Genomic DNA, 22,334 nt, shown 5'->3' on the forward strand with positions numbered 1-22,334 from the left:
TTGCCCGTTTATAGTGAATGTATAAATGCCGCCAACCGTTGCGCCACCGTCTCCGGCGCATCTTCCATGACAAAATGCCCTGCGCGGGGGATCACCTGCAGCCTGGCATCGGGAATGTGGGCCTGCAAACGGTAGGCGTAACTGACCGGTTGCCATTCATCGTTTTCGCCCCACAGGATCTGCACCGGCAGGCACAGTTCGGGCAGGCGTTGTGCGAAATCCTCAGTATAGCGGGCGTTGTAATGGGCGATTTGCTGCTGATAGAACGCCGGTTGGCCGACCACGCCGACGATCGGCGCCAGATAGCGCTGCAATAATTCTCCCTCCATCAGCGATTTGTCGAACACCGCCATTTTCAGTTGCCGCTCCAGGGTTTGCTCATGCTGCCGCTCGTCCATCACGGCGTACTGACGATAGTTATCGCGAATACCGCGCCAGGTGGGCGAAGGCCAGGAATCGTAGCTGCAAATATCTGCGATGGTCAGCGAGCGAAAGCGCTCCGCATGGCTAAACGCCGCACGTAATGACAGCGCGCCGCCAATATCGTGACCAAAGACGTGGGCGGTATCCAGTTGCCAGTGATCCAGCAGGCCAATCAGCAACTCCGCCTGTGCGGCAATCGACGTGTCTGCTGACAGCGGGCGCTCTGACGCGCCAAAACCCAGTAAATCGTAGAGGTGGACCTGAAAGCCCGCAGACGTCAACCTGGGCAGCAGGTTATGCCAGATGATCGAGTGGGCGGGCGTACCGTGCACCAGCACCAGAGGATCGCCTGCACCGTGCACGCCGGCAGCAATGCGATGGCCACCGACGATAATGTGCCGATCGAGCAGGGTAGGGAAGTCGTTCATCATGATCTCTCCATGGGGTTGGCTGTACCCAACCTACTCATTCTCTTTTCATGACGCCAATGACAAGTTATGGTTGGTAAATCCCACTTTTGTCATGGCGTGCTGATGACCCCGCGTTTATCCATCGATGCATTACGGGCGCTGCAAAGCGTCATTGATACCGGCAGCATGACGCGCGCCGCGCAACAGCTCAATCTCAGCCAGTCGGCGGTGAGCTGGAAAATCAAACGGCTGGAGGAACAACTGGGGCGCATTCTGATCGATCGTCAGGGCGGTGTGTTGACCGCCACCACCGACGGCGAGGCGCTGCTGCTGCACGGGCGGCGTATTCTGCAGGCTCACGATCGGGCGCTGGCCCACTTTTCACCTTCATCATTACAGGGCGTGGTGCGTTTTGGCGCCACGGAACAGATGCCGCTGGCCCAATTGGCCGCTTTGCTGACGGCATTTACCCATCAGCATCCGCAGGTTGACGTGCAGTTGGTGATTGAACAAAGCCAGGTATTGCGTGCTGCTCTCGCGAAAGGGGATCTTGACCTGGTGCTGCATCAGCAGTTCCGCGATGCCCTGAGCGCCGAGGATGTGGCACTGGAAAGCGAGCGCATTCACTGGTGCGTCCCGCTTGGGTGGCATTATCAGCCGGGCGAAAGAGTGAAGCTGGTAAGCTACGGGCCGGACTGTTTTTACCGCGGTCTGGCGGAGGATCGCCTGAGCGCGGCGGGCATCGATTACCGGGTCTGCGTTGAGTGCCCTTCGATTGCCGGCATGCTGGTGGCCATTTCTGCGGGCATGGGGATTGGCCTGCTCAGCCAGCAATGTCTCGATCGTCGGGTACAAGTCGATACCGGGTTTGAACGCAGCATGCCGCTGCCCGAAGTGGTGAATGCGCTGCGCCTGGGGGCCAAGCGGCATCATCCGCTGCTGCAAAGGCTGCAACAGCGGATCGTACAGGCACTGGGGAAAACAGCCGCTTCCTGAGAAGCGGCGGATAACGGCGCGGTTATGCGCGGCGCGGGTTGGTCAGGCCGAAGTTGAAGTTATTGCAGCGGTTGCAGAACTCTTTCATCACCGGCGGGGTATCCATCATCGGCACCTTCACTTCGATAAAGGCCAGCCGATCCTGGCGCGAAGCCTGTTCCAGCGCCAGCTCCAGCTGTTGAGTGGTTTCGACCGCCACGCTGAACGGCGTAGCCTGAGTGTTGAGTACCGCCGGCAGTTTGGCGTAATCCCAGGGGCCAATGTCGTTGTAAGACGAATTTTCCCCGAGAATGTAGCGCTCTATGGTATAGCCGTCGTTATTAATCAGGAAAATGATGGGCTTTTGCTCATAGCGTAGCAGGGTAGAGATCTCCTGGGCGGTGAGCTGGAAGGAGCCATCGCCAATAAACAGCAGGTGCCGACGATCTGGCGCGGCCATCAGGGTGCCGAGCAGCGCCGGCAGGGTATAACCAATCGACCCCCAGATCGGCTGATTAACCACTTTCACGCCGTCCGGCATGCGCATACCGCCAATCGCCGCCCCTGAGGTGCCGTTCTCCACCACCAGCACGTCATCCGCCTGAATAAAGCGCTGCATCCGTTGCCAGAAATAGGCCTGATCGAGAGCCGCTTCGCCCGGCGTCGCCAGCCTGTGCTTTTGTTCGGGGAGCGGTGCCAGCGGCGGGGCCGTTATGCTTTTATCCAGCACCAGCAGTGCTTGCAGCAGGTCCGCCGCCGCTACCGCCGGGTAGGAGGTATTGCCCAGCTTCAGCGAGAAAGGCTGAATATCAATCTGCGCGCCGGCAGGGATTTGATGCGAGAAATAACCGGTGGTGGAATCGACCAGGCGTACGCCGAAGGTCAGCACGCAGTCGGCTTTCGCCATGTGCTCGTACAACTCGGGGCGCGACAGGTCGCCGCTGTAGCCACCCATCCAGCCCGCGGTGGTTTCCGGGATAATGCATTTTGCCGTCGGCATATTGGTGAGTGGGATCGCAAATTTATGGGCGACCTCGATCACTAATTGCTGTAGCTGAAAGCGATCCACCATTTGGTCGACCAGAATAATCGGTTTTTTCGCTTGGTTGATGCGCGCCAGCAGCGCCATCGCCGCCAGTTGGACATTATATTGGTCGCTTTGCGGTAATTGCGGTGGGGTGCTCATCTGGGCTATTTCAATTTCCACATCGCAAATATCGGAAGGCAACTGTAAATAAACCGGTTTTTTTTCCGTCCAGGCGCGGGAAATAACGCGCGGAATTTCCACTGCCGCATTTTCCGGTGTGATTAACGCTTGGGCGACGGTGAACTGTTTAAAGCAGTTCATGACGTTATCAAAGTTACCGTCCGCCAGCGTGTGGTGCAGCAGTGCATGGTTTTTCATCGCATGCAGCGGCGGGGTGCCGGACAGGCAGATCACCGGCGCGGATTCGGCATAGGCGCCGGCAATGCCGGACAGCGCGGCCAGGTCGCCAACGCCGTAGGTAGTGATTAGCGCTCCGGCACCTTTCAACCGCGCATAACCGTCGGCGGCATAAGAGGCGTTCAGTTCGTTACAATTACCGATAAATTCAAGTTCGCCTTGCTGCTCAATCAGTTCCAGCAGCGCCAGGTTATAATCGCCGGGCACGCCATAAATACGATCGATGCTCAGGGTACGGAGCTGTTGCAGAATAAAGGCTCCAATAGTGATTTTCATGTGTTTCTCCGGATTTTATCTCTTTTCTTTTATCAGGCAGAAATCAGCAAAATACATTGCCGGCGATGTTGTGTGGCGAATGAATCAATACGCCGCTCTGGTGCAAACGGTTTTTTCTCGCTGGTTTTAACCATTATTTAAACACCCCACTTGTTCAAGTTGGGGCTGTGGCGTGGTAAACGGCGGGATTGTATTCGGGGGTTTACGTTGTCAGTAATCAATATTAAAAATAAGGTTATTGGGGGGTGGCATTTTTCATTGAATCTGATTGAGCAGTAAAATCGGGATAGGGCGCGCAGATAATGGGGCGTTCGGCAATCTCTCGGTACTTTTGCCGGCAGGGTTAATCCCCATTTTTTATTGCCGCGACTTTTTTGCTTTTCCCGCTTTGCTTACCGCAATAAATAACTCTTTTTAAGTATCTCTGGTGTGGGGCTCATTAAATTGCAGGTTGTTATCCGCAGGCGATGAAAGATTATCTTCAATAGTGCTTTGATGTAATGGCACCTTTACAGGGGATCTATATCTGGCGAGCCATCTGTTTGCTGGGGGCTGCCCGCCCAGCGGGCTTTCAGCCGCGGTGCAAATGGGGTGGCCATCACATTCCTGTTTCGGACGACAGTAACGATTTCGCTACACTTTGCTTAAAGACGAAGATCGGCCAACGCGGCGGAGACCTCCATTATTGCGGAGTTTTCCGACAGACGGGGTATTGGGAGATCAGTAGGCTGAGCGCCCGGAACAGGACCCACGAAATGATATTCCTTGCCGACGGTTAAACTTAACCAAGTTGCAATGAGGTGGGAAAAAGATCTTGGATAAATAAGATACAGCTTGATCTTGCTAATGCGATCGGTAAGAATCCCCGGCCTTAATTTTACAGGAGCTTTATGATGTTTTTTAAACGGACAATTTTGGCTTGCTCTATGGGATTGATGTTTCATGCACTACCTTCTTACGCAGAGGTTGGTGCAGGAAATAGCAATTCCGTACAGGCTGAAAAACCGGGGCTGTGGCAACGTTTCACCGATAACGTGTCGGAAACCTGGAATAATTCGCCGAATAAAGACATCTATCTGCCGGCCATCACCTGGCATAACCGCTGGACTTACGATGACGAGCACATCGACAAGTACAATGAGCGGCCCTGGGGCGCCGGTTATGGTATCTCGCGCTACGATAGCGACGGTGACTGGCACGGTATCTATCTGATGGCGTTCAAGGATTCGTTCAACAAGTGGGAACCGATCGGCGGTTACGCTTACGAGAAAATCTGGCGGCCGCTGGATGACAAGGATTTCCGCCTGGGGTTGGGCTTTACCGCCAGCATTACCGCGCGGGATAACTGGAACTACATTCCTATCCCGGCGCCGTTGCCGCTGGCGTCGATCGGCTATAAACAGCTGACCTTCCAGGCGACCTACATTCCCGGCACTTACAACAACGGCAACGTGTTCTTCGCCTGGCTGCGCTGGCAGTTCTGATTTCCAGCGGGCCGTTGGGTCCGCTGCTCTTCCACCCCAAAATTACCTGAATTCTGAAAAACGGCTGCTGTTGCAGATAAAAGGAACTTGTCGGCACCGGTGGCGTCGGAAGAGGTGACCCGGCGCATTGCGTAGAGCGCGCCGTTTTCGGGAAATAACAGGAGCTTTACCCCCATGAATACCAAACATCGTTTACTGTTGGCGCTGACCTTGGCCACGACTATGACCTGCGGGGCAGCGCAGGCTGCCGGACTGATGGATTCCATCAGCAGCGCCGCCGGTGAACTCAGTAAGTCGTCAGGGGACAGCACCGGCGGCACCTCGCTGTCTTCGCTGACCGGCCTGCTGAATGGCGGCGATAAAGCGCTGAGTTCCGGCAGCATGACCAATGCCGCCGGCATCCTGCAATACTGCGTGAAAAACAATGTGTTGTCGGCCAATGGCACTGAAGCGGTGAAAGACCAATTGCTGAGTAAGTTAGGCATCAGCAGCACGGAAAACGCCAAGAGCCAGGACTACCAGCAAGGGCTGGGTGGTCTGTTGAAAACCGGCGAAGGCAAGAGCCTGGATCTGAACAACCTGGGCGTTTCGCAAATCACCGAAAAAGTGAAGCAAAAAGCCTGCGATCTGGTGCTTAAACAGGGCGCGTCCTTTATTTCCTGATAGCCTGAACGGCGGGGGCTACGGCCACCCGCCGTTTTTATTTCCCCGCCGTCTTTCAAACCGCAGCGTTGTTGGCTGCAACGTGAAATTCATCGGGGTTTATAAGAGCAAAAATGAAAAAAATTCTGATGATTTCCCTGTTGGCAGGGGGGACGCTGCTACAGGGTTGCGCGATGAAAACGCCCGATGCGCCACCACAGCCGCAGGTGAAACCGATCGGGATGGCCAACCCGGCAGACGTTTATTGCACCGAGATCGGCGGCAAGCTGAACGCCAGGCAAAACGCCGACGGCCAGTATTCTACTTGCACCTTGCCGAACGGCCAGGAAACAGATAGCTGGGAACTGTTCCGCCGCGATCACCCGGTGAAGAAGTCAACTTGACGGCATAGGCGCATTTATCTGGTGCCGTATCAGAACTCGCGATCGCTGATGGATTGGAACTCGATGCCGCTGTTCGAGCCCATCTTCAGCGGCATCCGCCAATCGCTGTCTTTGCTCAGGGTGAACGCTCTGGAGCGGAAGTTGCAGCCGCTCTTGATGTTCTTGATTTTCATCACGTGTTCCGCTGTTGAATCGATTTTGACATCGAAGTTGCCGGCGGCGGGAATAAACACCTCCGCCAGCTGTTGCGGCGCTGCGGGGGTTTCCAGCCTGACCAACACCGCAAAATCGTTGCCTTGATTGTCCAGCGTCAGACGATGCAGGCCGGTATCGGCCCGGCGTTCCGGCTGATGCAGATAGCCTGCCGAGGCTGGCCAGGCTTGCCCGGCATTGTCGTGCAACGGCCCGCCGCACTGTTCACGCGCTTCGCGCAACGGCATTTCACGAAGGGCTGCCCGGTTGTAATCGATGGGGGTGTTCATCACAAATTCATCGTCATTTTGATGTGTGCGTAGATAGCGTTTGGCGCTGAATACCCCAGCGGCAATCAGCATAAAGAAGATAAAAATCGTCAGGCGATTCCTGAAGATGGATCCGAACAGCCTGCCCGGCAATTGAAATAGCCACTTCGCGATTTTCGACAGCATCTTTTTCCCTTAGCGCCCAAGCCGTTACGTTCTGCGGTAACGATGCTTGCCTCAGTATAGCCAACATCTCGCCAACGAAAATCCCTCTCCGGCATTTTTCTTTCCCCTGATTGTTGTACGTTTTTGTTCATTTGTGTACATTTGTGATCGATTGTTCACCTTGAGCCTGAAAATGTCCAAACTGTTACCCAATGAACGTCATGACGCGATCCTCGCGACCCTGCAGCGCCAGGGGCGGGTGCTGGCGGTTGAAATGGCGGAACGCCTGAATACCACCGAAGCCACCATTCGGCGCGATCTGCGCCAGTTGGCGGCGCAAAACCTGTGTAAGCGCATCTATGGCGGCGCGTTGGCACCCACGCCGGCATCCGGGCCGATGAGTGAACGGCTGCATTTAAGCGGCGATGAGAAGCAGGCGCTGGCGCTGGCCGCGCGGGCTCTGGTCACGCAGGGGCAGATCATTTTCCTTGATGCCGGCAGCACCCATCTTTATCTGGCCGACCTGCTGCCGCGCGACCAGCGGCTGACCGTCGTCACTAACGCGCTTTCCATCGCCGGTAAAATGCTGGAACGGCCGGGGATCCGCACGATTTTAATCGGTGGCGAACTGGATGCCGAGGTGGGCGGCTGCGTGGATGCGAAAGCCGCGCAGGAAATTGACGGTTTTCATTTTGATATGGCCTTTATCGGCATCTGCGCCTATGACCCGGCCAGTGGTTTTTCGGCGCTCAATTACCAGGATGCCCAGTTCAAGCAGCGCCTGCTGACGCGCTCGGGCAACGTCGCGGTGTTGTGCACCCGCGACAAACTCAACACCTTCGCCCCTTATAGCTTTTTGCCCGCCGGGCGAGTCGATTATCTGGTCACCGTGAGCGGCGGGCATCCGCAACTCGAACAGCAGGTGATCCAGGGAGGCGGCAAGGTGTTGTATGGCGATTCACCTAACGGAGACTGAGATGAAAATAGCCCATGTTGCATTGTGGACCCGCGATATTGATGCCCAGATGGCGTTCTGGCAGCGCTATTTCAACGGCGTTGTCGGCGAGGAATACGTTAGCCGCAACCGCCCGGGTTTTGTTTCCCGCTTTGTCAGCCTGGCTTGCGGCCCGCAGTTGGAAATTATGTGCCTGCCGGATCTGCTGCCGGCGGAACAGGCCAATGAGCGCGTAGGCTGGGCGCATATCGCGTTGTCGGTCGGCGATGAGGGCCAGGTCGATTTGTTGGCGCAGCGCGCCCGGCAGGAGGGGATCCTGCAGGCGCCGCCGCGCTGGACCGGCGATGGTTTTTATGAGGCGATCATCCGCGATCCGGACGGTAACGCCATCGAAATTACCGCCTGATCACTCTTCTTCGAGGATCGCGAACTGCCGGGACAAATAGTCGAGCAGCAACCGCACCGCCGGCAGCAGCCCACGGCGTGACGGATAGACCGCATGCACAACGCCGCCTTGCGGTTGCCAGTCTGGCAGCAATGGCACCAGCTCACCGCGCAGCATGTTGTCGCGCATCATCATCGACGGCAACTGCACAATGCCGACGCCGGCAATCGCTGCGGTACGCAGCATCAGCATGTCGTCGGTAACCAGCCGCGGCCTGTGTTCCCATTCCACTTTCTCACCGGCCGGCCCGGTCAGTTGCCATTGATGCTGTGCCCGCGCCGGCCCAAGATCGAGCGTCGGGTATTTATCCAATTCGTCAGGCCGTTGCACCGGGCCAAGGGTTCGCACCAACGCAGGGCTGGCGGCGATGTACCAGATGCGTTGAGCCAGGATCTTCAGCACCAGATCGCTGTCTTCCAGCGGCGGCGGCCGCACGCGGATCGCCAGATCCAGGCCTTCGCCCACGACGTCCACCCGGCGATTGGTGGCTTCCAGATGGACCGTCACTTTGGGGTAATCGGCCATAAAGGCCGCTACCATACTGCCGACACGGGTATGCAGGAGCGCCACCGGGCAAGACATGCGCACCGTGCCGCAGGGCTCTGCGCGGGTTTGCTCAATGGCCTGCTGCGCGGCGTCGGCCTCCACCAGCATCGCCTTACAGTGAACGTAGTAGTTCTGGCCGACTTCGGTGACGGAGAAACGCCGGGTTGAACGCTGGATCAGGCGCACGCCCAGGCGCTCTTCCAGCAGCGCCACGCGGCGGCTGAGCTTGGACTTAGGGATGCCCAACACCCGGCCGGCAGGTGCAAATCCCTGGTGATCGACCACGCTGGCGAAATAAAACAGATCGTTCAAATCGGTGAACATCGCCCGTCCTTATCGTTCTATCTATAGAACACTGAGTGTACATCTTGCCTACTACTGCGGCAAATGGCATTCAATTAGACTTCTGGCATCAACGTAAGGTCGCGAGACCTGAAACAGGAGTTCAAGATGAAAAAGATCCTCGGTATTTACGACAGCCCTGAAGCACATTGGGTCGGCAACGGCTTCCTGGTGAATTCGCTGTTCTCCTATAACGATCTGGGGGCGGAAATGAGCCCGTTCCTGCTGTTGGATCATGCCGCGCCAACCAAATTCCGCTCTGCCTCCGGCACCCGCGGCGTTGGCCAGCACCCGCATCGCGGGTTTGAAACGGTGACCATCGTGTATCAGGGCGAAGTGGAGCATCGCGATTCCACCGGCAGCGGCGGGGTGATTGGCCCCGGCGACGTGCAATGGATGACCGCCGCCTCGGGTATTTTGCACGAAGAGTTCCATTCACGGGATTTCTCGCGCAACGGCGGCACCATGGAAATGGTGCAACTGTGGGTCAACCTGCCGGCCAAGGACAAAATGGCCGAGCCGGGCTACCAGACGCTGCTGAATGCGGATATCCCGGTGGTTCCGCTGGCGGACGGCGCAGGGCAGGTGCGGGTGATTGCCGGTAACTTTGGCGGCCACGCCGGTCCGGCACGTACCTTCAGCACGCTCAATGTGTGGGACATGAAGCTGAACGCCGGCTACACCACCACGTTGACGGTGGAAGAAGGCCATACCCTGGCGTTGGTGATGCTGCACGGTGCCATTCATGTTAACGGCGAGGAAGTGGTGCGCGAAACCCAAATGGTCAGGTTTGACCGTGCGGGCGATTCGATCACTATCGAAGCCAACAACGATGTCGCCTTGCTGGTGCTGAGCGGCGAACCGATCGATGAGCCTATCGTCGGCTACGGCCCGTTCGTGATGAACAGCGACGCTGAGATCCAGCAGGCTTTCAGCGATTTCAACGGCGGCAAGTTCGGCACTATGGCGGCAGAGTACGGGGCGAGCTAAGCCATCCCTCTTGGCCCGGAACGAGTTCTCCGGGTCAGATACTACACTTAAACCTCTGCGCTCCCGGCGTTGTGGCCGGGGGCGCTATATCCGCAATAATCAAAACCCAACAGGAGTAAACCATGACTGCAAATTACAAACGCCTCGACAAGGATCAGGCCGCCGTATTGCTGGTGGATCATCAGGCAGGGCTGCTTTCGCTGGTACGTGATATCGATCCCGATCGTTTTAAAAACAACGTACTGGCGCTGGGTGATTTAGCGAAGTATTTCAACCTGCCAACCATCCTGACCACCAGTTTCGAAGAGGGGCCGAACGGCCCGCTGGTGCCGGAACTGAAGGCACAATTCCCTGACGCACCTTTTATTCCGCGTCCGGGGCAGATTAACGCCTGGGATAACGACGACTTCGTAAAAGCGGTAAAAGCCACCGGCCGCAAACAGCTGATTATCGCCGGCGTGGTCACTGAGGTGTGCGTGGCGTTCCCGGCGCTGTCTGCCCTCAGCGAAGGTTTTGAGGTGTTTGTGGTCACCGACGCCTCCGGCACCTTCAACGAGCTGACGCGTCAGTCGGCCTGGAGCCGCATGGAAGCCGAAGGCGCGCAGCTGATGACCTGGTTCGGCGTGGCCTGCGAGCTGCATCGCGACTGGCGTAACGATGTGGAAGGGTTGGGCGCGCTGTTCTCCAATCATATCCCGGACTACCGTAACCTGATGACCAGTTACAGCACGCTGACACGCGGTAAATAAGACGACGAGCGGGATGCAAATACCGATGTGTCTTTACAAGATCCTTAAGCTTTGACCACGTTGGCGTCAGGATGTAAGCAAAGATCATCGGTGTGAAAAGGTCGTGAAAAGCGGCTTTCTCATCTGCCGGGGGCGGGGTAGGTTAAACCTAATCCCGGCAAATGAGGTCAATATCATGAAAAATGCATGCAAAGTACTGGCACTGCCTTTCCTGGCAGCCGCGACGCTGTTCAGCGTCAGCGCACTTTCCGCTCCGGCTCCGACAGATAAAAATGCTCCGCCCGCAGGACAAGACTTCCGCTTGCCGCCTTTCCCGGAGGGGCATATGCCGAAGCCTGGCTTCTGTCACGGTGGGGAGGTGTTCTGCGCTACCTCCGCCAGCGACAACCCGACCGAAACCATCAATAAGCTGACCTCGGTGATCCCGGCCGGCAGCGCCAAGCATTATGAAGTACGAATCTCGGTCGTGGCATTGCCGGATACACCTCCAGCCCCGCCGGCCCCTTAAACGCCGCATCAGTCTGCTGGCTCTGGGGGGGAATGCGCGCTAGTCTGGGGTGATTACCTCAGGAGGCAGGATGAATTCGCCAAAATTCCCCCCTAATCTCTCTTCTTATCTACGGCCTGGCGATCGGGTGCTGTTGTTCGATGGCGAATGCAATCTTTGCCATGGGTTGGTGAGATATCTGATCCGCGCCGATCGGCAAGCCAAAATCCTGTTGGCGACGGTGCAATCGGCGGAAGGGCAGGCGATCCTGAGCTGGTTAGGGTTGCCTACTGACCCTGTCGACTCCATCGTTTATCTTGAGCAGGGGCACCATTGGCTGCGTTCGGCTGCGTTTTTTCAGGCGTTGCGCCAGCTTGGTTGGCCATTTCGCCTGTTGGCGTTGGCGCGCTTTCTGCCGCAACGGCTGGCCGATGGGGTTTACAATGCGGTGGCGAGCAATCGCTATCGGCTATTTGGCCGCAATGACGGCACCGCCTTGCCCGGCGCCGATCTGCCGGGGCGTTATCTGCATTCCGCTTCCCGCCGCTCTCGCTGAGCTTTACGCTTCTTTACCGTTTAATTGCTTGAAATATCAGCATCATGACTCCATATAATGGAATAATCAGCCAAAAAAGGAGCGCGTATGGGAATCAGTGAAGAAGAGCATCTCCGCCGTCTAACCCACGAAAAGAACGCCGTGGGGAATTCGGCGAAATGGGTGGCGATCGTTTCAGCCGTTTACTTTGCCCTGATGGTGTTTTACGGCCACCCGATTGGAGTGATGGCCATGTCCGGGGTGATTTTTATAGTCTCCACCGCCATCTGGTTGAAGAAGCGCAAGAAAGTGAAATCCTATCGTCGGGTGCTGGCGAAAATCAACGACGACGCCTCCGTTTAACCGCCCTGATAGTCGCTGCGCATCAGGGTATAAATCAGGCTTGGCTCGGCGCCAGGCACGTCGTCTAACGTATCCACCAAACGCAGTCCCGCTTTTTCCAACACGTGACGTGAGGCCTGATGGTTTGCACGCACGGTGGCGGAAATCTCATCCAGCCCCAGGTGTTCGAAGCCATATTCTAGCGCAGCCAGCGCCATCTCCGTGGCCAATCCCATCCCCCAGACCTGCGTATCGAAGCGGTAACCCAGATTCACCGTGCGCTGTGCGCCGAGCGGATGCCACGACAGCCCACCGAAGCCGATAATCCACTCCGGCCGTTCACGCAGCGCAATCGCCCAAGAGCCATAACCGCGTTGCCGCCATGTATCGATGCGTTCAGTCAGCGCCTGCTTAGCCTGCTCTTCACTGACAACGGGGCCGGCGGGGTTGAAGCGCTGGGTTTCCGGATCGCCGAAAATGGCGTAAAACCTGGCCAGATCGTCGGCCACCGGTGGGCGCATCACCAAGCGGGTGCTGATATAGGGATCGGTAGGGATCATCTTGGGCATGGATTCTCGTAACCTGCTGTGATTGGACAGGTTTAACTGTAGACCAGCTGCGCGGGGGAGGAAACATAAACCCCCTCACCAGGCGGAGAGGGGGGCAGAATCAGATAAATGAATCGTCGTCGCTGTAGTCGTCATCCGAGAAATCGTCGCTGTCGTCGGTTTGATAACCTGCGTTCTGGAAGCCGTTGTCCTGATTCAGGAAGCGGTTGTCGCCATTGTTAAAGGTGTCGAGGTTGTTGGACGCGTCAAACTCTTTCATTGCGCTGTCATCCACTGGCTGTACCGGCGTTTCGTCGATAATGTTCACAATCTCTTGCGGCTGCGAATGGCGGAACATGCCGGTCAGCATGTCGGCCAATACCACGCCGCCGGCCACACCTGCCGCAGTTTGCAATGCACCGCCCAGGAACCCGCCGGCCCGTGAAGGGGCTGCTGCCTGCTGTGGCGCTTGTTGTGGCTGCTGCTGCGGGGCGTAACCCGCCGGCGGCTGATTATTCCAGGCTGCATTATTCTGCTGTTGCGCCTGGTACTGATCGCGCGGGCTTGGCGTATTGCGGCTGCCACCGCCGAACAACCCGGCCAGGAAGCCGCCGCTGCTCTGTTGGCTGGCGGTATTTTGCTGTTGCTGAGCAATCTGGTTCTCCAGGTCTTTTACCCGCTGGTCCAGTTGCTTCAACGCCGCTTCCTGAATGATCATCGCCTGCGCCATATAATAAGGCGCAGAAGGTTGTTCGCGGATGTGCTGGTTGATGAGCTGCTCTGCCTGGAGATCCCTCTGGCCTGTCTTGGTCTCGGCTTCTTTCAAGCGGCCAAACAAACCATCGATAAGGCGCTGTTCTTCAGATTGCATAGGGTTACCTCAGGAGATAAATAACAAAGCTTGATGATGATTATCATCGGTAGCTATCACCCTAGCGCGTTTGTGTTAACCAATAAATAAATGGTGAGTAAACCTGTTTATGAATTTGTTACCAGTTACGCCAAAGGGATCAGCATGACCAGCTTCAGAGCGCTGTTTTCCGCCGGATGAAAGGTCAGTTGCCGATAGTGCAGCGTCCCTTGCAGCGGATGAGTGAACCCCCGTTCGCCGCCTTCGCGCGCCATCACGTCATGTTGTTTCCACCAGTGATTAAAGGCTTCGCTGTTGTGCGTCATGTTGCGAACGAAGGCGCGCATCGCTTCGGTATTCTGGTGATGGCTGGTTTCCGCGCGAAACTCGGCCACCACGCGCCGAGCACGATCGTCCCAGTCGCTGACCAGGGTCTTTGCCTGCGGGTGAAAAAACATAAAGTGCAGCAGGTTGGGCGTCTTGGCCTGGCCCAGCCAGCCGCTGAACAGGGTTTCCGCTTGCGGGTTCCAGGCAAGGATATTCCAGGTGAGATCCAGCAGATAGCAGGGGACAGCCACCTGGTAAACGCTTTGCAAAACGGCGCTGTTGGCGATGTCCTGATGCTGTTCCTGTTCGGGATCGGCCACCCGTGCCAGGGTAAACAGGTAGTGACGTTCGGCATGCCCCAGTCGTAACGCTTTGGCAATGCGCGCCAGCGTATGTGGAGAGATGGACACCTCGCGACCCTGCTCTATCCAGGTATACCAGGTGGCGCTGATGCCGCTGATTTGCGCCAACTCCTCACGCCGCAGGCCGCTGGTGCGGCGGCGCGGTGCGCTGGGCAGCCCCAACATGTCTGGCGTGATGCGCTCGCGGTGGGCGCGCAAAAAGGCGCCGAGGGCTTTGGGGCCGGATAAGGCTTCGGATTGCATAAGGGGGTACTTTCTCATACTAGGATAACTGCTTATATTGTACCCGTATATCAGCCTGATTATAGTGGGTTGTATCCCGTAATTGTTTGTGACCGCCAGCGGCGCTCAGGTGCAATGACGGAAACACCCTAATAGAAAGCCATCCGGCACGGGCGCAACCCCGACAATAACAGGAGCAAACATGAGCATCAGCAACAGCCATAAAAATGCGGTCGATCGTCAGTTCGGCGAGCAGGCCAGCGCCTACCTGACCAGCGCGGTGCATGCGCAGGGCAAAGATTTGCAGCGTCTGGCAACATTGCTGGAACCCCATGCCGATGCCAGGCTGCTCGATCTGGGTTGTGGGGCCGGACACGCCAGCTTTACCGCGGCGGCGAAAGTGGCTCAGGTCGTGGCCTATGATTTGTCCGCACAGATGCTGGAAGTGGTTAGTCAGGCGGCAGTGGATAAAGGGTTTGGCAATATTCAGGTACAGCAGGGTGTGGCGGAATCGCTGCCGTTTGACGATGCCGACTTTGACCTGGTGATCAGCCGTTACTCGGCGCATCACTGGCATGATGTGGGCCAGGCGCTGCGCGAAGTTAAACGCGTGCTGAAACCGGGCGGCGTGGCGATCTTTATGGATGTGGTGTCGCCGGGGCACCCGCTGTTGGATATTTATCTGCAAACCGTTGAGGTGCTGCGCGACACTTCGCATGTGCGCAATTATGCGCCGGGAGAATGGTTGAGCCTGCTGACTGAGGCTGGGCTGGTGGTGCGGGAGGTCACTTCGGATCGGTTGTATCTGGAGTTCGGCAGTTGGGTGGCGCGCATGCGTACGCCGGAGCATTTCGTCACCGCCATTCGCGCGTTGCAGCAGGGGGTTTCTGAAGACGTGCTTCAGCACTTTGCCATCCAACCGGATGGATCCTTCACCAGCGATATTATGATGTTTGAGGCGGCGAAAGCTTAAAAACAGCAGGGCAGCCGATAAGGGCTGCCCTGTTAAACGCAATCAAATACCGCTTAATTACTTTTTGTCTTCCAGCAGGCAGCGATAAATCAGGCCACCGATGACACCGCCGATTAACGGCACCAGCCAGAATACCCAAAGCTGTTGCAATGCCCAGGTACCCTGGAATATTGCCACGCCGGTACTGCGCGCCGGGTTAACGGAGGTATTGGTTACCGGAATACTGATTAAGTGAATCAGCGTTAATGCCAGGCCGATAGCCAAAGGGGCAAACCCTGCCGGCGCACGCTTATCTGTTACGCCGTGAATAACAATCAGGAAGAATGCGGTCAGTACCAATTCAATAACGATGGCGGATTGCAGAGAATAGCCGCCCGGTGAATGTTCGCCGTAGCCGTTGGAAGCAAAGCCGCCGCCGGTTGGATCAAAGCCCGCTTTACCGCTGGCAACCAAATACAGCACGGCCGCTGCAGCGATACCACCGATGACCTGAGCGATCACATAGGGGATGACGTCTTTGGCTGGGAAACGGCCGCCAGCAAATAATCCCACGGTAACGGCCGGGTTAAAGTGCCCGCCAGAAATATGCCCAACGGCATACGCCATGGTGACTACGGTAAGACCAAAAGCGAGTGCCACACCGGCAAAACCAATACCCAGTTGTGGAAATGCTGCAGCTAATACCGCACTGCCACAACCACCAAACACCAACCAAAATGTGCCAAAAAATTCAGCAAATAGTCGCTTTGACATAAACTCCATCCTACGGAAAATACTAACGATCGTTAGCACTAAAAACTATAGAACACCTTTCTCAATTAATGCAGGTTTCTATCAGCATTTTCTTAATGCACCTTAATAACGGCGGGTATTAAATCCCCGTAAATTAGTTTTGTCTATGCGACTTCGGCTATATTTTTCAGAATTTTCGCGCGTTTGTTTATTTTTTATCTTTCTTATAAGAATTTGCCCTAAGCTTAAATGTTTGGGTTGTTGTTAGCGTAATCCGACCTTGGAAAAATTTAATTTTCCATCTGATTTTTCCATTCAATTAGTCGATGTTAATTGTTAATTTCTATTTGCGATGTTTAATTAGCACTATGATTCATGACATTAGCGGGGCTGTCATCAGAATGTCACACCAGGTTAATACCTTAGCAAGCTGCAAACTTCACTCCCTTAACTCTGAGCCATAACCATGAAAATAAAACCGGTTTCGCTGTTAATCACCTCGTTGTTTCCTCTGATCTCTTATGCCGCCGACGTTGAGGTAGAGCGCTATGTCGTCAGCTTTCCCGGCGGCGAGCACGTAAGCTATCAGGGCGCTTTCGCCAAGCATTTTCCGCAGGGATTACCGGTAGGTATCGGCTCCGGCCTGGTTTTCAATGGCCGCGAGGGCAATGATCTGCTGCTGACCACCGTCACCGATCGCGGTCCTAACGCCGATGCGCCTGCGGTCGGTGAACAGGAAGCCAAAATCTTTGCCAACCCGCAGTTCGTTCCCTTGCTGATGGATATTCGCGTCGGCGGCGGGAAAGCCGTGGCCGGCAATCAGCGCCCATTGCATGACGAACAGGGGCCTGTCAGCGGGCTGCCGCTGCCGGGCGGACTGATCGGTTCCACCAACGAAGTGGCGCTGAGCGATACGCTTAAAACGTTGCCGAGCGATCGGCGTGGGCTGGATACCGAAGGCATCACGGCCGACGGTAACGGCGGCTACTGGTTGTGCGACGAATACGGCCCGTTCCTGATCCATATCGACAGTAAAGGCAAGATCCTCGCCAAATACGGCCCTGCACCGCAGAAAGGGGAGCAGGCGGTGGCCGGAGGCTTGCCGAATATTATCAAGTGGCGCCAGCCTAACCGGGGTTTTGAGGGCATCACTCGCCTGCCGGATGGCCGCATTCTGGCGGCGGTGCAGAGCACGCTGGACGTTGATGGCAAGAGCAAGAACAAGGCGCAATTTACTCGCCTGGTCAGTTTTGATCCGGCCAGCGGCAAAACGGCGATGTATGGCTACCCGATTGATATCGATAGCTATAACAAGGCCAAGGATGCCAAAGTCGGCGACATCGTGGCGGTGGACAACCAGCATATCTTGCTGATTGAGCAAGGCAGCGATAAAGACAAGCAGATGATTAACAAAATCTACCTGGTCGATCTCAGCCAGGCGACCGATCTGACGGCCTTCGACGGCAAGGACAAAGCGCTGGAGTTTGACGATGCGAAAGATCTCGCCAAGCGCGGCGTGAAGCTGGCGCAAAAGCGCGAAGTGGTGGATCTGCGCAAATTGGGCTGGCAGCAGGAAAAGGTGGAAGGCCTGACGCTGATCGACGATCGCACGCTTGCGGTGATTAACGATAACGATTTTGGTCTGCAGGCCAAGCTGGTGAACGCCGAGCCTAAGGGCAAGAAAATCGGCGATTACCAGTTGGATAAGCAGGGTGGCTTGAGCCTTGACGGTAAAGCCGTGTCGACGAGCATCGAACTGCGGCCGCTGGATAAGCCGGAATCACTGAGCGAACTGTGGGTGCTGAAACTGCCGCAACCGCTGAAATAACTGCCGTGGCAGGGGGCATACCGTGCCCCCTGTCCGTCTTCTTATGCTGCCGCGCCGTTCTGTTGCTGCGGCGTTCTGCCCCGCGAGATGCTCTCCCACACCGCAACTACCACCATAATCAGCGTGGTCAATCCGTTCACCATCAGCAAATCGGTCAGGTAAGCTATCGGCGTCAGCACGGCCAGCGCGATCAGTCCCACCAGATGCGACAGCGGGAAGCGGCGATACACCAGCCGTTTGTACAAGGCGTTGGCGAGCAGGTAAATGGCCGGGCCGAGGATCAATACCACCGCCGTCACGTTGCTGATGGGGCCGTCGGGATGGGCGATCACCAGTTCGTTGGCGACGGCGCAGACGATAATTGCCCCGACCAGCACCACGTGCACATAGTGGAAGTTGGCACCCAACTGGCCGGGATTTTCCGCCTGGCTGATGGCGTGGCTTCCGGTTTTGCTGCTGGTATCGAAATAGACCCACCACATTGCCAGACTACCGATAAAGGCCACCAGCGAGGCGATCAGCGCCGGTGCTGTCCAGGTTTCCATTTCACTGAGGGTAGAGCCGGTAATCAGAATGGTTTCCCCCAGCGCCACGATCACGAACAGCTGGCAGCGCTCTGCCAGGTGATGGCCCTCTATGGTCCATTCACTGCTGCTGTTGGAGCGGCCCAGCACCGGGAGGCGGAAGCCGAACATCGGTGAAACATATTCGCACAGTACCGCCAGCGCCCACAGCAGCAGCCGGCTATTGCCTTGCGCCAGCCCGCCCAGGATCCAGAACACCGCTGAAATGCACATCCAACCCAGAATACGGCGGAAGTTTTTCTTCAGCGGGTGATTGGCCTCCAGCAGATTCAGGACCACCCAGGAGCGACCCACCTGAATCGCCACGTAGAACAGCGCAAAAATCAACCCGCGTTCGCCAAACGCCTGCGGCAGCGCGGAGGCGGCGAACAGCCCCAGCAGCATGATGGCGAACAGCAGGATACGAATGGGGCGGGTATCAGGATTAAACCAGTTGGTCACCCAGGCGGTGTATTGCCACGCCAGCCAGACGGCAAACCACAGTAACAAGGTTTCCAGCGCGCCGGTCAGCGTCAGATGGTGCAGCAGGTAGTGGGAAAGTTGAGTAACGGCAAAAACGTAGATCAGATCGAATAACAGTTCCGAGAACGAAACCGATGCGCCTCGACCATCGCGCACACGCAGTAAGGTTTGCGACATAGAGAGTCCTTCTAAAATGATAACCTTCAGAAAACAGCGTAGCTCAGGGGGTAACCGAGGGCGGAAATTTCTTAAAAATGAAGGTTTTTATATTACGGGGAGCATCGGGCTTTTAATTGCCGTCGGGCAGGGGTAAAGTTTTCTCTGCAACCGAAGAATTATCTTATCAAGACATCGATGTACGCACTTCCTCCTTATTTACCTCACAATGATTGATGTTCTTTACATTGAATGACGTCGCTTTGCACAGCCAGGCGGATAATTAACTCCACTGATAGAGAAAATAAACAAAAAACATCTGGAGCTAATCATGAAACTATTACCTGGCATCGCAGCAGTCCTGATCGCAAGCGCTACTTTTTCTTCTTTCGCCGCGCCACTGTCAACGGTAAAACAAATTGACAGCGAGCAGGCAAGCAACATGCAGAGCATCGGCGTGGTGTCGGTTTCCGGCATCAGCGGTTCACCAGGCGATGCGGTTCATGCGCTGAAAGAAAAAGCTGCGGCGGATGGCGCAAGCCATTACCGTATTATTGCCCTGGACACCCCAGGAGATTCCAGCAACTGGCGCGGTAATGCAGAAATCTACCGTTAAAAATGGGCTGAAAATAATTCCCTGGCCGCCATCAGGTGGCCGATAAAATAAACGGTTGCGGAAGATAATCTGACCGGCAATTCTGTCGTTTGATTGCCCTAAGATTATTACCGCAACCGTTTCGCGTTTTTGGCACCCGTCGGTCGCATTTTATTACAACTGTTTCGATGGCTTTCGGATTCATGTTAATGAATACTTAAGAAATTGAGGGCAGATTGGTGGCTACTCAACCCAACGGAGGCCCCAATGTTAAATGCGACACGGCTGCAACTGAAGAACCACTTTTCCTATCTCCAGCAGTTTATGGCTTCACCGCGCACCATTGGCACTCTGGCGCCTTCTTCCCCTTGGCTGTGTCAGGCAATGTTGAATCAGATCGAATGGACAAGCGCCTTGTCGATTGCCGAGCTGGGGGCTGCGGATGGGGTACTCACCAAACGCATACTGGGGCGCATGCGCGCCGATGCCTCGCTCGAAGCGTTTGAGATCCAGCCTAATTTTGTGCATCAGCTGCGCAAGATTGACGATCGCCGCCTGCACGTCATGGACCGTTCCGCAGAAAAGATGGCCCGCGACTATGACGTGGTGTTCTCCTGTCTGCCGTTGTTGTCTATTCCGGTTAAAGTCAGCATCCGTATTCTGCAGCAAGCCCAGCAGCGGTTGCGGGCACGGGGCGGCACTCTGGTCCTGTTCCAGTACAGCCACCTGTCGGAAAAGCTGCTGTCTCGCTACTTTCATTGGAAGCGGGTACGGGTGGTGCGTAACTTCCCGCCGGCATTGGTGTATATCTGCACGCCGCGCTAGCTACAGTTTTTTCTCCATCACCACCACTTCGCCATCATATTGCTGCCGACGCTCGATCGTGTGCCAACCCCAGCCCGCATACAAAGCCTCTGATTTGTCGGTGATCAGGTGCAAGACGGGGTGGTTACGTTGGCGAGCCAACTGCACGATAGCGGCTTCCAGACGCTGCGCAATCCCCTGGCGCCGGTGATCAGGATGAACAAAAACCCCTGCCAGCCAGGGAGACAGATCCCTTCGCTGATGATCGTCGCTCGGCCACAGGCTGGCCATACCCAGCGGGCGTTCGCCGTCGAGTATCAACAGGGTGACATAGTCTTCACTCGGTTGGGTGCACAGGGCAAAACGCTGGCGTGTGCGCTCCAGCGAGCCGCCGCGCTGAGACCCCCATTGGCCAAAGGCCCATGCGGCGCAAACATCGCTGTACTGCGGGCATTCCGTTAGCGAAACAATACATTGGCTCATCTGTGCTCCTCTGGTTTTTCCCATCTCGCCATTTTTATCGATTTATCGGCCGATTTTCACTGTAGAAAATCACATTTACGGCGGTTTTGCATTTATCAGCGCCGAAACACTGTGATTCAGCGGATTTGTCCTGTCCTGCGCGCGTTATCAATTGAAACTGTTAATGAGAGTAATTATCATGCACCCATCTTTTAGCTGCCCCCGGCCTATTCATGCGCAACCTTTTCGTTTTACTGCTGCTTTCCCTGTTGTTCGGCGTTTTTAGCGTTCAGGCGAAAATGGTCACCGACATTACCGGCCGACAGGTCGACGTGCCGGATAACCCGCAGCGCATCGTGGTGGGCGAAAGTCGCATGCTGTATACCCTGGCGCTGCTGGAGCCGGGCAATCCTGCTCAGCGCGTCGTCGGCTGGCCGGAAGACATGGCGCGTTATGATGCGCAAAGCTGGCAGCTCTATACGCAAAAATTCCCGCAGATCAAAGCGATCCCTTCCATCAGCAAGGGTAATTTCCGCCAGGTTAACGTTGAAAACCTGATCCAACTGAAGCCGGATCTGGTGATCCTCGCCCGTTACGCGCGCGAAGAGGGCGACAGCGATTTTCTGCTAACGGCGCTGAACAAGGCCGGTATTGCGGTTATCTACGTCGATTTACGGGTTGATCTGCTGAACAATACCGTGCCGAGCGTGCGTCTGCTGGGCGAAGTGCTCAATCGCCAGCAGCGGGCGGAGCAGTTCATCAGTTTCTATCAGCAGCATATGACGGTGATTCAGCAGCGGCTGGCCGGCTACCAAGGGCCAAAACCCAAGGTGATGCTGCATCTGCACCTCGGGCGGCGCGAAACCTGCTGTACCACCGCTGCGCACGGCAATCTTGGCGATCTGGTGGCCTTTGCCGGCGGCGACAATATCGCCAACGCCAGCATCAAGGGCGTCTTCGGCGAGTTAAATCCGGAAACCATCCTGACCGCCAACCCTGATATCTACATCGCTACCGGCATGGCCGGGCCGGAGGGCAAGCGTTTTTCCGATCTGCGCCTTGGGCCGCGGGTTACTCAGCAGGAGGCTGATGAAAGCTTCCGCATGATCATGCAAAAACAGCCGATGCTCGCCAACCTGAAAGCGATCAAGAACCGCCAGGCCTGGAGCATTTGGCACAATTTCTATCTCAGCCCGTATCACGTCGTGGCAGTCGAGATGCTTGCCAAAGCTTTCTATCCGGATTTGTTTGCAGACATCAATCCGCAGCAGACCTTTAAGCAGCTATACCAGCAATTTTTGCCGTTACCTTTTTCAGGCACCTACTGGAGCCAACTGAATAACGAATAACGCCA

General features: G+C 56.1%; 27 protein-coding genes. 16 read left to right on the forward strand and 11 right to left on the reverse strand.

Translation table 11 applies throughout. The annotated features are described in order from the left end of the window. Positions 1-8: 8 nt before the first annotated feature. On the reverse strand, positions 9-854 hold the full coding sequence (locus SERAS12_RS04690; RefSeq protein ID WP_013811666.1) for an alpha/beta fold hydrolase: 846 nt from the start codon (positions 852-854) through the stop codon (positions 9-11). A 66-nt stretch (positions 855-920) separates the two neighbouring features. Here SERAS12_RS04690 and SERAS12_RS04695 point away from each other — a divergent pair, with 66 nt between their 5' ends. After that, the gene (locus tag SERAS12_RS04695) at positions 921-1,829 is read left to right on the forward strand and encodes a LysR family transcriptional regulator (protein WP_013811667.1); all 909 of its coding nucleotides are present in this window, start codon (positions 921-923) and stop codon (positions 1,827-1,829) included. A 22-nt stretch (positions 1,830-1,851) separates the two neighbouring features. Here the strand turns inward: SERAS12_RS04695 and SERAS12_RS04700 are convergent, their stop codons facing one another. Together SERAS12_RS04700 and SERAS12_RS26395 are read right to left on the reverse strand one after the other, a co-directional pair. Then, the gene (locus SERAS12_RS04700) at positions 1,852-3,528 is read right to left on the reverse strand and encodes an alpha-keto acid decarboxylase family protein (RefSeq protein ID WP_013811668.1); all 1,677 of its coding nucleotides are present in this window, start codon (positions 3,526-3,528) and stop codon (positions 1,852-1,854) included. 644 nt (positions 3,529-4,172) lie between these two features. Then, the gene (locus SERAS12_RS26395) at positions 4,173-4,472 is read right to left on the reverse strand and encodes a hypothetical protein (RefSeq protein ID WP_162470424.1); all 300 of its coding nucleotides are present in this window, start codon (positions 4,470-4,472) and stop codon (positions 4,173-4,175) included. Between SERAS12_RS26395 and pagP the strand changes: the two genes are divergently transcribed. From pagP to SERAS12_RS04720, 3 genes are all read left to right on the forward strand, one after another. Next, positions 4,419-5,012, forward strand: a complete 594-nt coding sequence (pagP, locus tag SERAS12_RS04710; RefSeq protein WP_174270189.1) for a lipid IV(A) palmitoyltransferase PagP — start codon at positions 4,419-4,421, stop codon at positions 5,010-5,012. The two genes, SERAS12_RS26395 and pagP, sit on opposite strands and share 54 nt — an antisense overlap. Positions 5,013-5,186: 174 nt before the next feature. After that, complete coding sequence (locus tag SERAS12_RS04715) at positions 5,187-5,675, forward strand: DUF2501 domain-containing protein (RefSeq protein WP_013811670.1); 489 nt, start codon at positions 5,187-5,189, stop codon at positions 5,673-5,675. A 113-nt stretch (positions 5,676-5,788) separates the two neighbouring features. Beyond that, entirely contained in the window at positions 5,789-6,058 is a 270-nt protein-coding gene (locus tag SERAS12_RS04720; protein WP_013811671.1) for a DUF333 domain-containing protein, read from the forward strand. A 29-nt stretch (positions 6,059-6,087) separates the two neighbouring features. Here SERAS12_RS04720 and SERAS12_RS04725 read toward each other — a convergent pair whose 3' ends face one another. Then, positions 6,088-6,705: a hypothetical protein gene (locus tag SERAS12_RS04725; RefSeq protein WP_013811672.1), complete on the reverse strand. Its 618-nt coding sequence runs from the start codon at positions 6,703-6,705 to the stop codon at positions 6,088-6,090. A 172-nt stretch (positions 6,706-6,877) separates the two neighbouring features. Between SERAS12_RS04725 and SERAS12_RS04730 the strand changes: the two genes are divergently transcribed. Continuing rightward, entirely contained in the window at positions 6,878-7,660 is a 783-nt protein-coding gene (locus tag SERAS12_RS04730; RefSeq protein ID WP_013811673.1) for a DeoR/GlpR family DNA-binding transcription regulator, read from the forward strand. Position 7,661: 1 nt separating this feature from the next. Further along, positions 7,662-8,045: a VOC family protein gene (locus tag SERAS12_RS04735; RefSeq protein ID WP_013811674.1), complete on the forward strand. Its 384-nt coding sequence runs from the start codon at positions 7,662-7,664 to the stop codon at positions 8,043-8,045. Here SERAS12_RS04735 and SERAS12_RS04740 read toward each other — a convergent pair whose 3' ends face one another. Continuing rightward, a complete protein-coding gene (locus tag SERAS12_RS04740) occupies positions 8,046-8,954 on the reverse strand; it encodes a LysR family transcriptional regulator (protein ID WP_013811675.1) in 909 nt (302 codons plus the stop codon). A 126-nt stretch (positions 8,955-9,080) separates the two neighbouring features. Here SERAS12_RS04740 and SERAS12_RS04745 point away from each other — a divergent pair, with 126 nt between their 5' ends. From SERAS12_RS04745 to SERAS12_RS04765, 5 genes are all read left to right on the forward strand, one after another. Then, positions 9,081-9,962, forward strand: coding sequence for a pirin family protein (locus SERAS12_RS04745; protein ID WP_013811676.1), 882 nt, complete (start codon positions 9,081-9,083; stop codon positions 9,960-9,962). A 122-nt stretch (positions 9,963-10,084) separates the two neighbouring features. Then, on the forward strand, positions 10,085-10,711 hold the full coding sequence (gene ycaC, locus SERAS12_RS04750; RefSeq protein ID WP_013811677.1) for an isochorismate family cysteine hydrolase YcaC: 627 nt from the start codon (positions 10,085-10,087) through the stop codon (positions 10,709-10,711). Between the two features lie 175 nt (positions 10,712-10,886). Further along, positions 10,887-11,219 (forward strand): hypothetical protein, encoded by a 333-nt coding sequence (locus tag SERAS12_RS04755; protein ID WP_013811678.1) that lies wholly within the window; start codon positions 10,887-10,889, stop codon positions 11,217-11,219. A 70-nt stretch (positions 11,220-11,289) separates the two neighbouring features. Beyond that, a complete protein-coding gene (locus tag SERAS12_RS04760) occupies positions 11,290-11,754 on the forward strand; it encodes a thiol-disulfide oxidoreductase DCC family protein (protein WP_013811679.1) in 465 nt (154 codons plus the stop codon). Between the two features lie 87 nt (positions 11,755-11,841). Continuing rightward, entirely contained in the window at positions 11,842-12,096 is a 255-nt protein-coding gene (locus tag SERAS12_RS04765; protein WP_013811680.1) for a hypothetical protein, read from the forward strand. Here the strand turns inward: SERAS12_RS04765 and SERAS12_RS04770 are convergent. The 3 genes from SERAS12_RS04770 to SERAS12_RS04780 all read right to left on the reverse strand — a co-directional run bounded on the left by SERAS12_RS04770 (position 12,093) and on the right by SERAS12_RS04780 (position 14,405). Further along, entirely contained in the window at positions 12,093-12,644 is a 552-nt protein-coding gene (locus SERAS12_RS04770; RefSeq protein ID WP_013811681.1) for a GNAT family N-acetyltransferase, read from the reverse strand. The two genes, SERAS12_RS04765 and SERAS12_RS04770, sit on opposite strands and share 4 nt — an antisense overlap. Positions 12,645-12,744: 100 nt before the next feature. Beyond that, positions 12,745-13,494 carry a DUF2076 domain-containing protein gene (locus tag SERAS12_RS04775; RefSeq protein WP_013811682.1) on the reverse strand — a complete coding sequence of 250 codons (750 nt, stop codon included), beginning with the start codon at positions 13,492-13,494 and terminating at the stop codon, positions 12,745-12,747. 125 nt (positions 13,495-13,619) lie between these two features. After that, positions 13,620-14,405, reverse strand: coding sequence for a helix-turn-helix transcriptional regulator (locus tag SERAS12_RS04780; RefSeq protein WP_041415912.1), 786 nt, complete (start codon positions 14,403-14,405; stop codon positions 13,620-13,622). 181 nt (positions 14,406-14,586) lie between these two features. Between SERAS12_RS04780 and SERAS12_RS04785 the strand changes: the two genes are divergently transcribed. Beyond that, a complete protein-coding gene (locus SERAS12_RS04785; RefSeq protein ID WP_013811684.1) occupies positions 14,587-15,357 on the forward strand; it encodes a class I SAM-dependent methyltransferase in 771 nt (256 codons plus the stop codon). Positions 15,358-15,414: 57 nt separating this feature from the next. Here the strand turns inward: SERAS12_RS04785 and aqpZ are convergent, their stop codons facing one another. After that, positions 15,415-16,110 carry an aquaporin Z gene (gene aqpZ / locus SERAS12_RS04790; protein WP_013811685.1) on the reverse strand — a complete coding sequence of 232 codons (696 nt, stop codon included), beginning with the start codon at positions 16,108-16,110 and terminating at the stop codon, positions 15,415-15,417. A 445-nt stretch (positions 16,111-16,555) separates the two neighbouring features. Between aqpZ and SERAS12_RS04795 the strand changes: the two genes are divergently transcribed. Next, entirely contained in the window at positions 16,556-17,917 is a 1,362-nt protein-coding gene (locus SERAS12_RS04795) for an esterase-like activity of phytase family protein (RefSeq protein ID WP_013811686.1), read from the forward strand. 41 nt (positions 17,918-17,958) lie between these two features. Here SERAS12_RS04795 and SERAS12_RS04800 read toward each other — a convergent pair whose 3' ends face one another. Next, positions 17,959-19,140 (reverse strand): low temperature requirement protein A, encoded by a 1,182-nt coding sequence (locus SERAS12_RS04800; RefSeq protein ID WP_013811687.1) that lies wholly within the window; start codon positions 19,138-19,140, stop codon positions 17,959-17,961. 310 nt (positions 19,141-19,450) lie between these two features. On the opposite strand from SERAS12_RS04800, the gene SERAS12_RS04805 reads away from it, so the two are divergent. Both SERAS12_RS04805 and SERAS12_RS04810 read left to right on the forward strand, forming a co-directional pair. Next, positions 19,451-19,735 (forward strand): DUF1471 domain-containing protein, encoded by a 285-nt coding sequence (locus tag SERAS12_RS04805; RefSeq protein ID WP_013811688.1) that lies wholly within the window; start codon positions 19,451-19,453, stop codon positions 19,733-19,735. 246 nt (positions 19,736-19,981) lie between these two features. Further along, the gene (locus SERAS12_RS04810; RefSeq protein WP_013811689.1) at positions 19,982-20,539 is read left to right on the forward strand and encodes a class I SAM-dependent methyltransferase; all 558 of its coding nucleotides are present in this window, start codon (positions 19,982-19,984) and stop codon (positions 20,537-20,539) included. Here SERAS12_RS04810 and SERAS12_RS04815 read toward each other — a convergent pair whose 3' ends face one another. Then, on the reverse strand, positions 20,540-21,001 hold the full coding sequence (locus SERAS12_RS04815) for a GNAT family N-acetyltransferase (RefSeq protein ID WP_013811690.1): 462 nt from the start codon (positions 20,999-21,001) through the stop codon (positions 20,540-20,542). It lies immediately after the preceding gene. A 212-nt stretch (positions 21,002-21,213) separates the two neighbouring features. Here SERAS12_RS04815 and SERAS12_RS04820 point away from each other — a divergent pair, with 212 nt between their 5' ends. Further along, positions 21,214-22,329, forward strand: a complete 1,116-nt coding sequence (locus tag SERAS12_RS04820) for an ABC transporter substrate-binding protein (RefSeq protein ID WP_013811691.1) — start codon at positions 21,214-21,216, stop codon at positions 22,327-22,329. Positions 22,330-22,334 lie beyond the last annotated feature (5 nt).

Origin of the sequence: Serratia sp. AS12 (assembly GCF_000214195.1) — a bacterium.
GTDB classification, from domain to species: domain Bacteria; phylum Pseudomonadota; class Gammaproteobacteria; order Enterobacterales; family Enterobacteriaceae; genus Serratia; species Serratia plymuthica.

Excerpts from the sequence above, each read along its gene's own strand:
- pagP (WP_174270189.1), top strand. The coding sequence starts at position 4,419 with ATGATGTTTTTTAAACGGACAATTTTGGCTTGCTCTATGGGATTGATG.
- SERAS12_RS04800 (WP_013811687.1), bottom strand. The coding sequence starts at position 19,140 with ATGTCGCAAACCTTACTGCGTGTGCGCGATGGTCGAGGCGCATCGGTT.
- SERAS12_RS04740 (WP_013811675.1), bottom strand. The coding sequence starts at position 8,954 with ATGTTCACCGATTTGAACGATCTGTTTTATTTCGCCAGCGTGGTCGAT.
- SERAS12_RS04795 (WP_013811686.1), top strand. The coding sequence starts at position 16,556 with ATGAAAATAAAACCGGTTTCGCTGTTAATCACCTCGTTGTTTCCTCTG.
- SERAS12_RS04735 (WP_013811674.1), top strand. The coding sequence starts at position 7,662 with ATGAAAATAGCCCATGTTGCATTGTGGACCCGCGATATTGATGCCCAG.
- SERAS12_RS04810 (WP_013811689.1), top strand. The coding sequence starts at position 19,982 with ATGTTAAATGCGACACGGCTGCAACTGAAGAACCACTTTTCCTATCTC.
- SERAS12_RS04770 (WP_013811681.1), bottom strand. The coding sequence starts at position 12,644 with ATGCCCAAGATGATCCCTACCGATCCCTATATCAGCACCCGCTTGGTG.
- SERAS12_RS04775 (WP_013811682.1), bottom strand. The coding sequence starts at position 13,494 with ATGCAATCTGAAGAACAGCGCCTTATCGATGGTTTGTTTGGCCGCTTG.
- SERAS12_RS04695 (WP_013811667.1), top strand. The coding sequence starts at position 921 with ATGGTTGGTAAATCCCACTTTTGTCATGGCGTGCTGATGACCCCGCGT.
- SERAS12_RS04765 (WP_013811680.1), top strand. The coding sequence starts at position 11,842 with ATGGGAATCAGTGAAGAAGAGCATCTCCGCCGTCTAACCCACGAAAAG.
- SERAS12_RS04730 (WP_013811673.1), top strand. The coding sequence starts at position 6,878 with ATGTCCAAACTGTTACCCAATGAACGTCATGACGCGATCCTCGCGACC.
- SERAS12_RS04805 (WP_013811688.1), top strand. The coding sequence starts at position 19,451 with ATGAAACTATTACCTGGCATCGCAGCAGTCCTGATCGCAAGCGCTACT.
- SERAS12_RS04755 (WP_013811678.1), top strand. The coding sequence starts at position 10,887 with ATGAAAAATGCATGCAAAGTACTGGCACTGCCTTTCCTGGCAGCCGCG.
- SERAS12_RS26395 (WP_162470424.1), bottom strand. The coding sequence starts at position 4,472 with ATGAAACATCAATCCCATAGAGCAAGCCAAAATTGTCCGTTTAAAAAA.
- SERAS12_RS04760 (WP_013811679.1), top strand. The coding sequence starts at position 11,290 with ATGAATTCGCCAAAATTCCCCCCTAATCTCTCTTCTTATCTACGGCCT.
- SERAS12_RS04745 (WP_013811676.1), top strand. The coding sequence starts at position 9,081 with ATGAAAAAGATCCTCGGTATTTACGACAGCCCTGAAGCACATTGGGTC.
- SERAS12_RS04715 (WP_013811670.1), top strand. The coding sequence starts at position 5,187 with ATGAATACCAAACATCGTTTACTGTTGGCGCTGACCTTGGCCACGACT.
- SERAS12_RS04820 (WP_013811691.1), top strand. The coding sequence starts at position 21,214 with ATGCGCAACCTTTTCGTTTTACTGCTGCTTTCCCTGTTGTTCGGCGTT.
- SERAS12_RS04785 (WP_013811684.1), top strand. The coding sequence starts at position 14,587 with ATGAGCATCAGCAACAGCCATAAAAATGCGGTCGATCGTCAGTTCGGC.
- ycaC (WP_013811677.1), top strand. The coding sequence starts at position 10,085 with ATGACTGCAAATTACAAACGCCTCGACAAGGATCAGGCCGCCGTATTG.
- SERAS12_RS04780 (WP_041415912.1), bottom strand. The coding sequence starts at position 14,405 with ATGCAATCCGAAGCCTTATCCGGCCCCAAAGCCCTCGGCGCCTTTTTG.
- SERAS12_RS04720 (WP_013811671.1), top strand. The coding sequence starts at position 5,789 with ATGAAAAAAATTCTGATGATTTCCCTGTTGGCAGGGGGGACGCTGCTA.
- aqpZ (WP_013811685.1), bottom strand. The coding sequence starts at position 16,110 with ATGTCAAAGCGACTATTTGCTGAATTTTTTGGCACATTTTGGTTGGTG.
- SERAS12_RS04700 (WP_013811668.1), bottom strand. The coding sequence starts at position 3,528 with ATGAAAATCACTATTGGAGCCTTTATTCTGCAACAGCTCCGTACCCTG.
- SERAS12_RS04815 (WP_013811690.1), bottom strand. The coding sequence starts at position 21,001 with ATGAGCCAATGTATTGTTTCGCTAACGGAATGCCCGCAGTACAGCGAT.
- SERAS12_RS04725 (WP_013811672.1), bottom strand. The coding sequence starts at position 6,705 with ATGCTGTCGAAAATCGCGAAGTGGCTATTTCAATTGCCGGGCAGGCTG.
- SERAS12_RS04690 (WP_013811666.1), bottom strand. The coding sequence starts at position 854 with ATGATGAACGACTTCCCTACCCTGCTCGATCGGCACATTATCGTCGGT.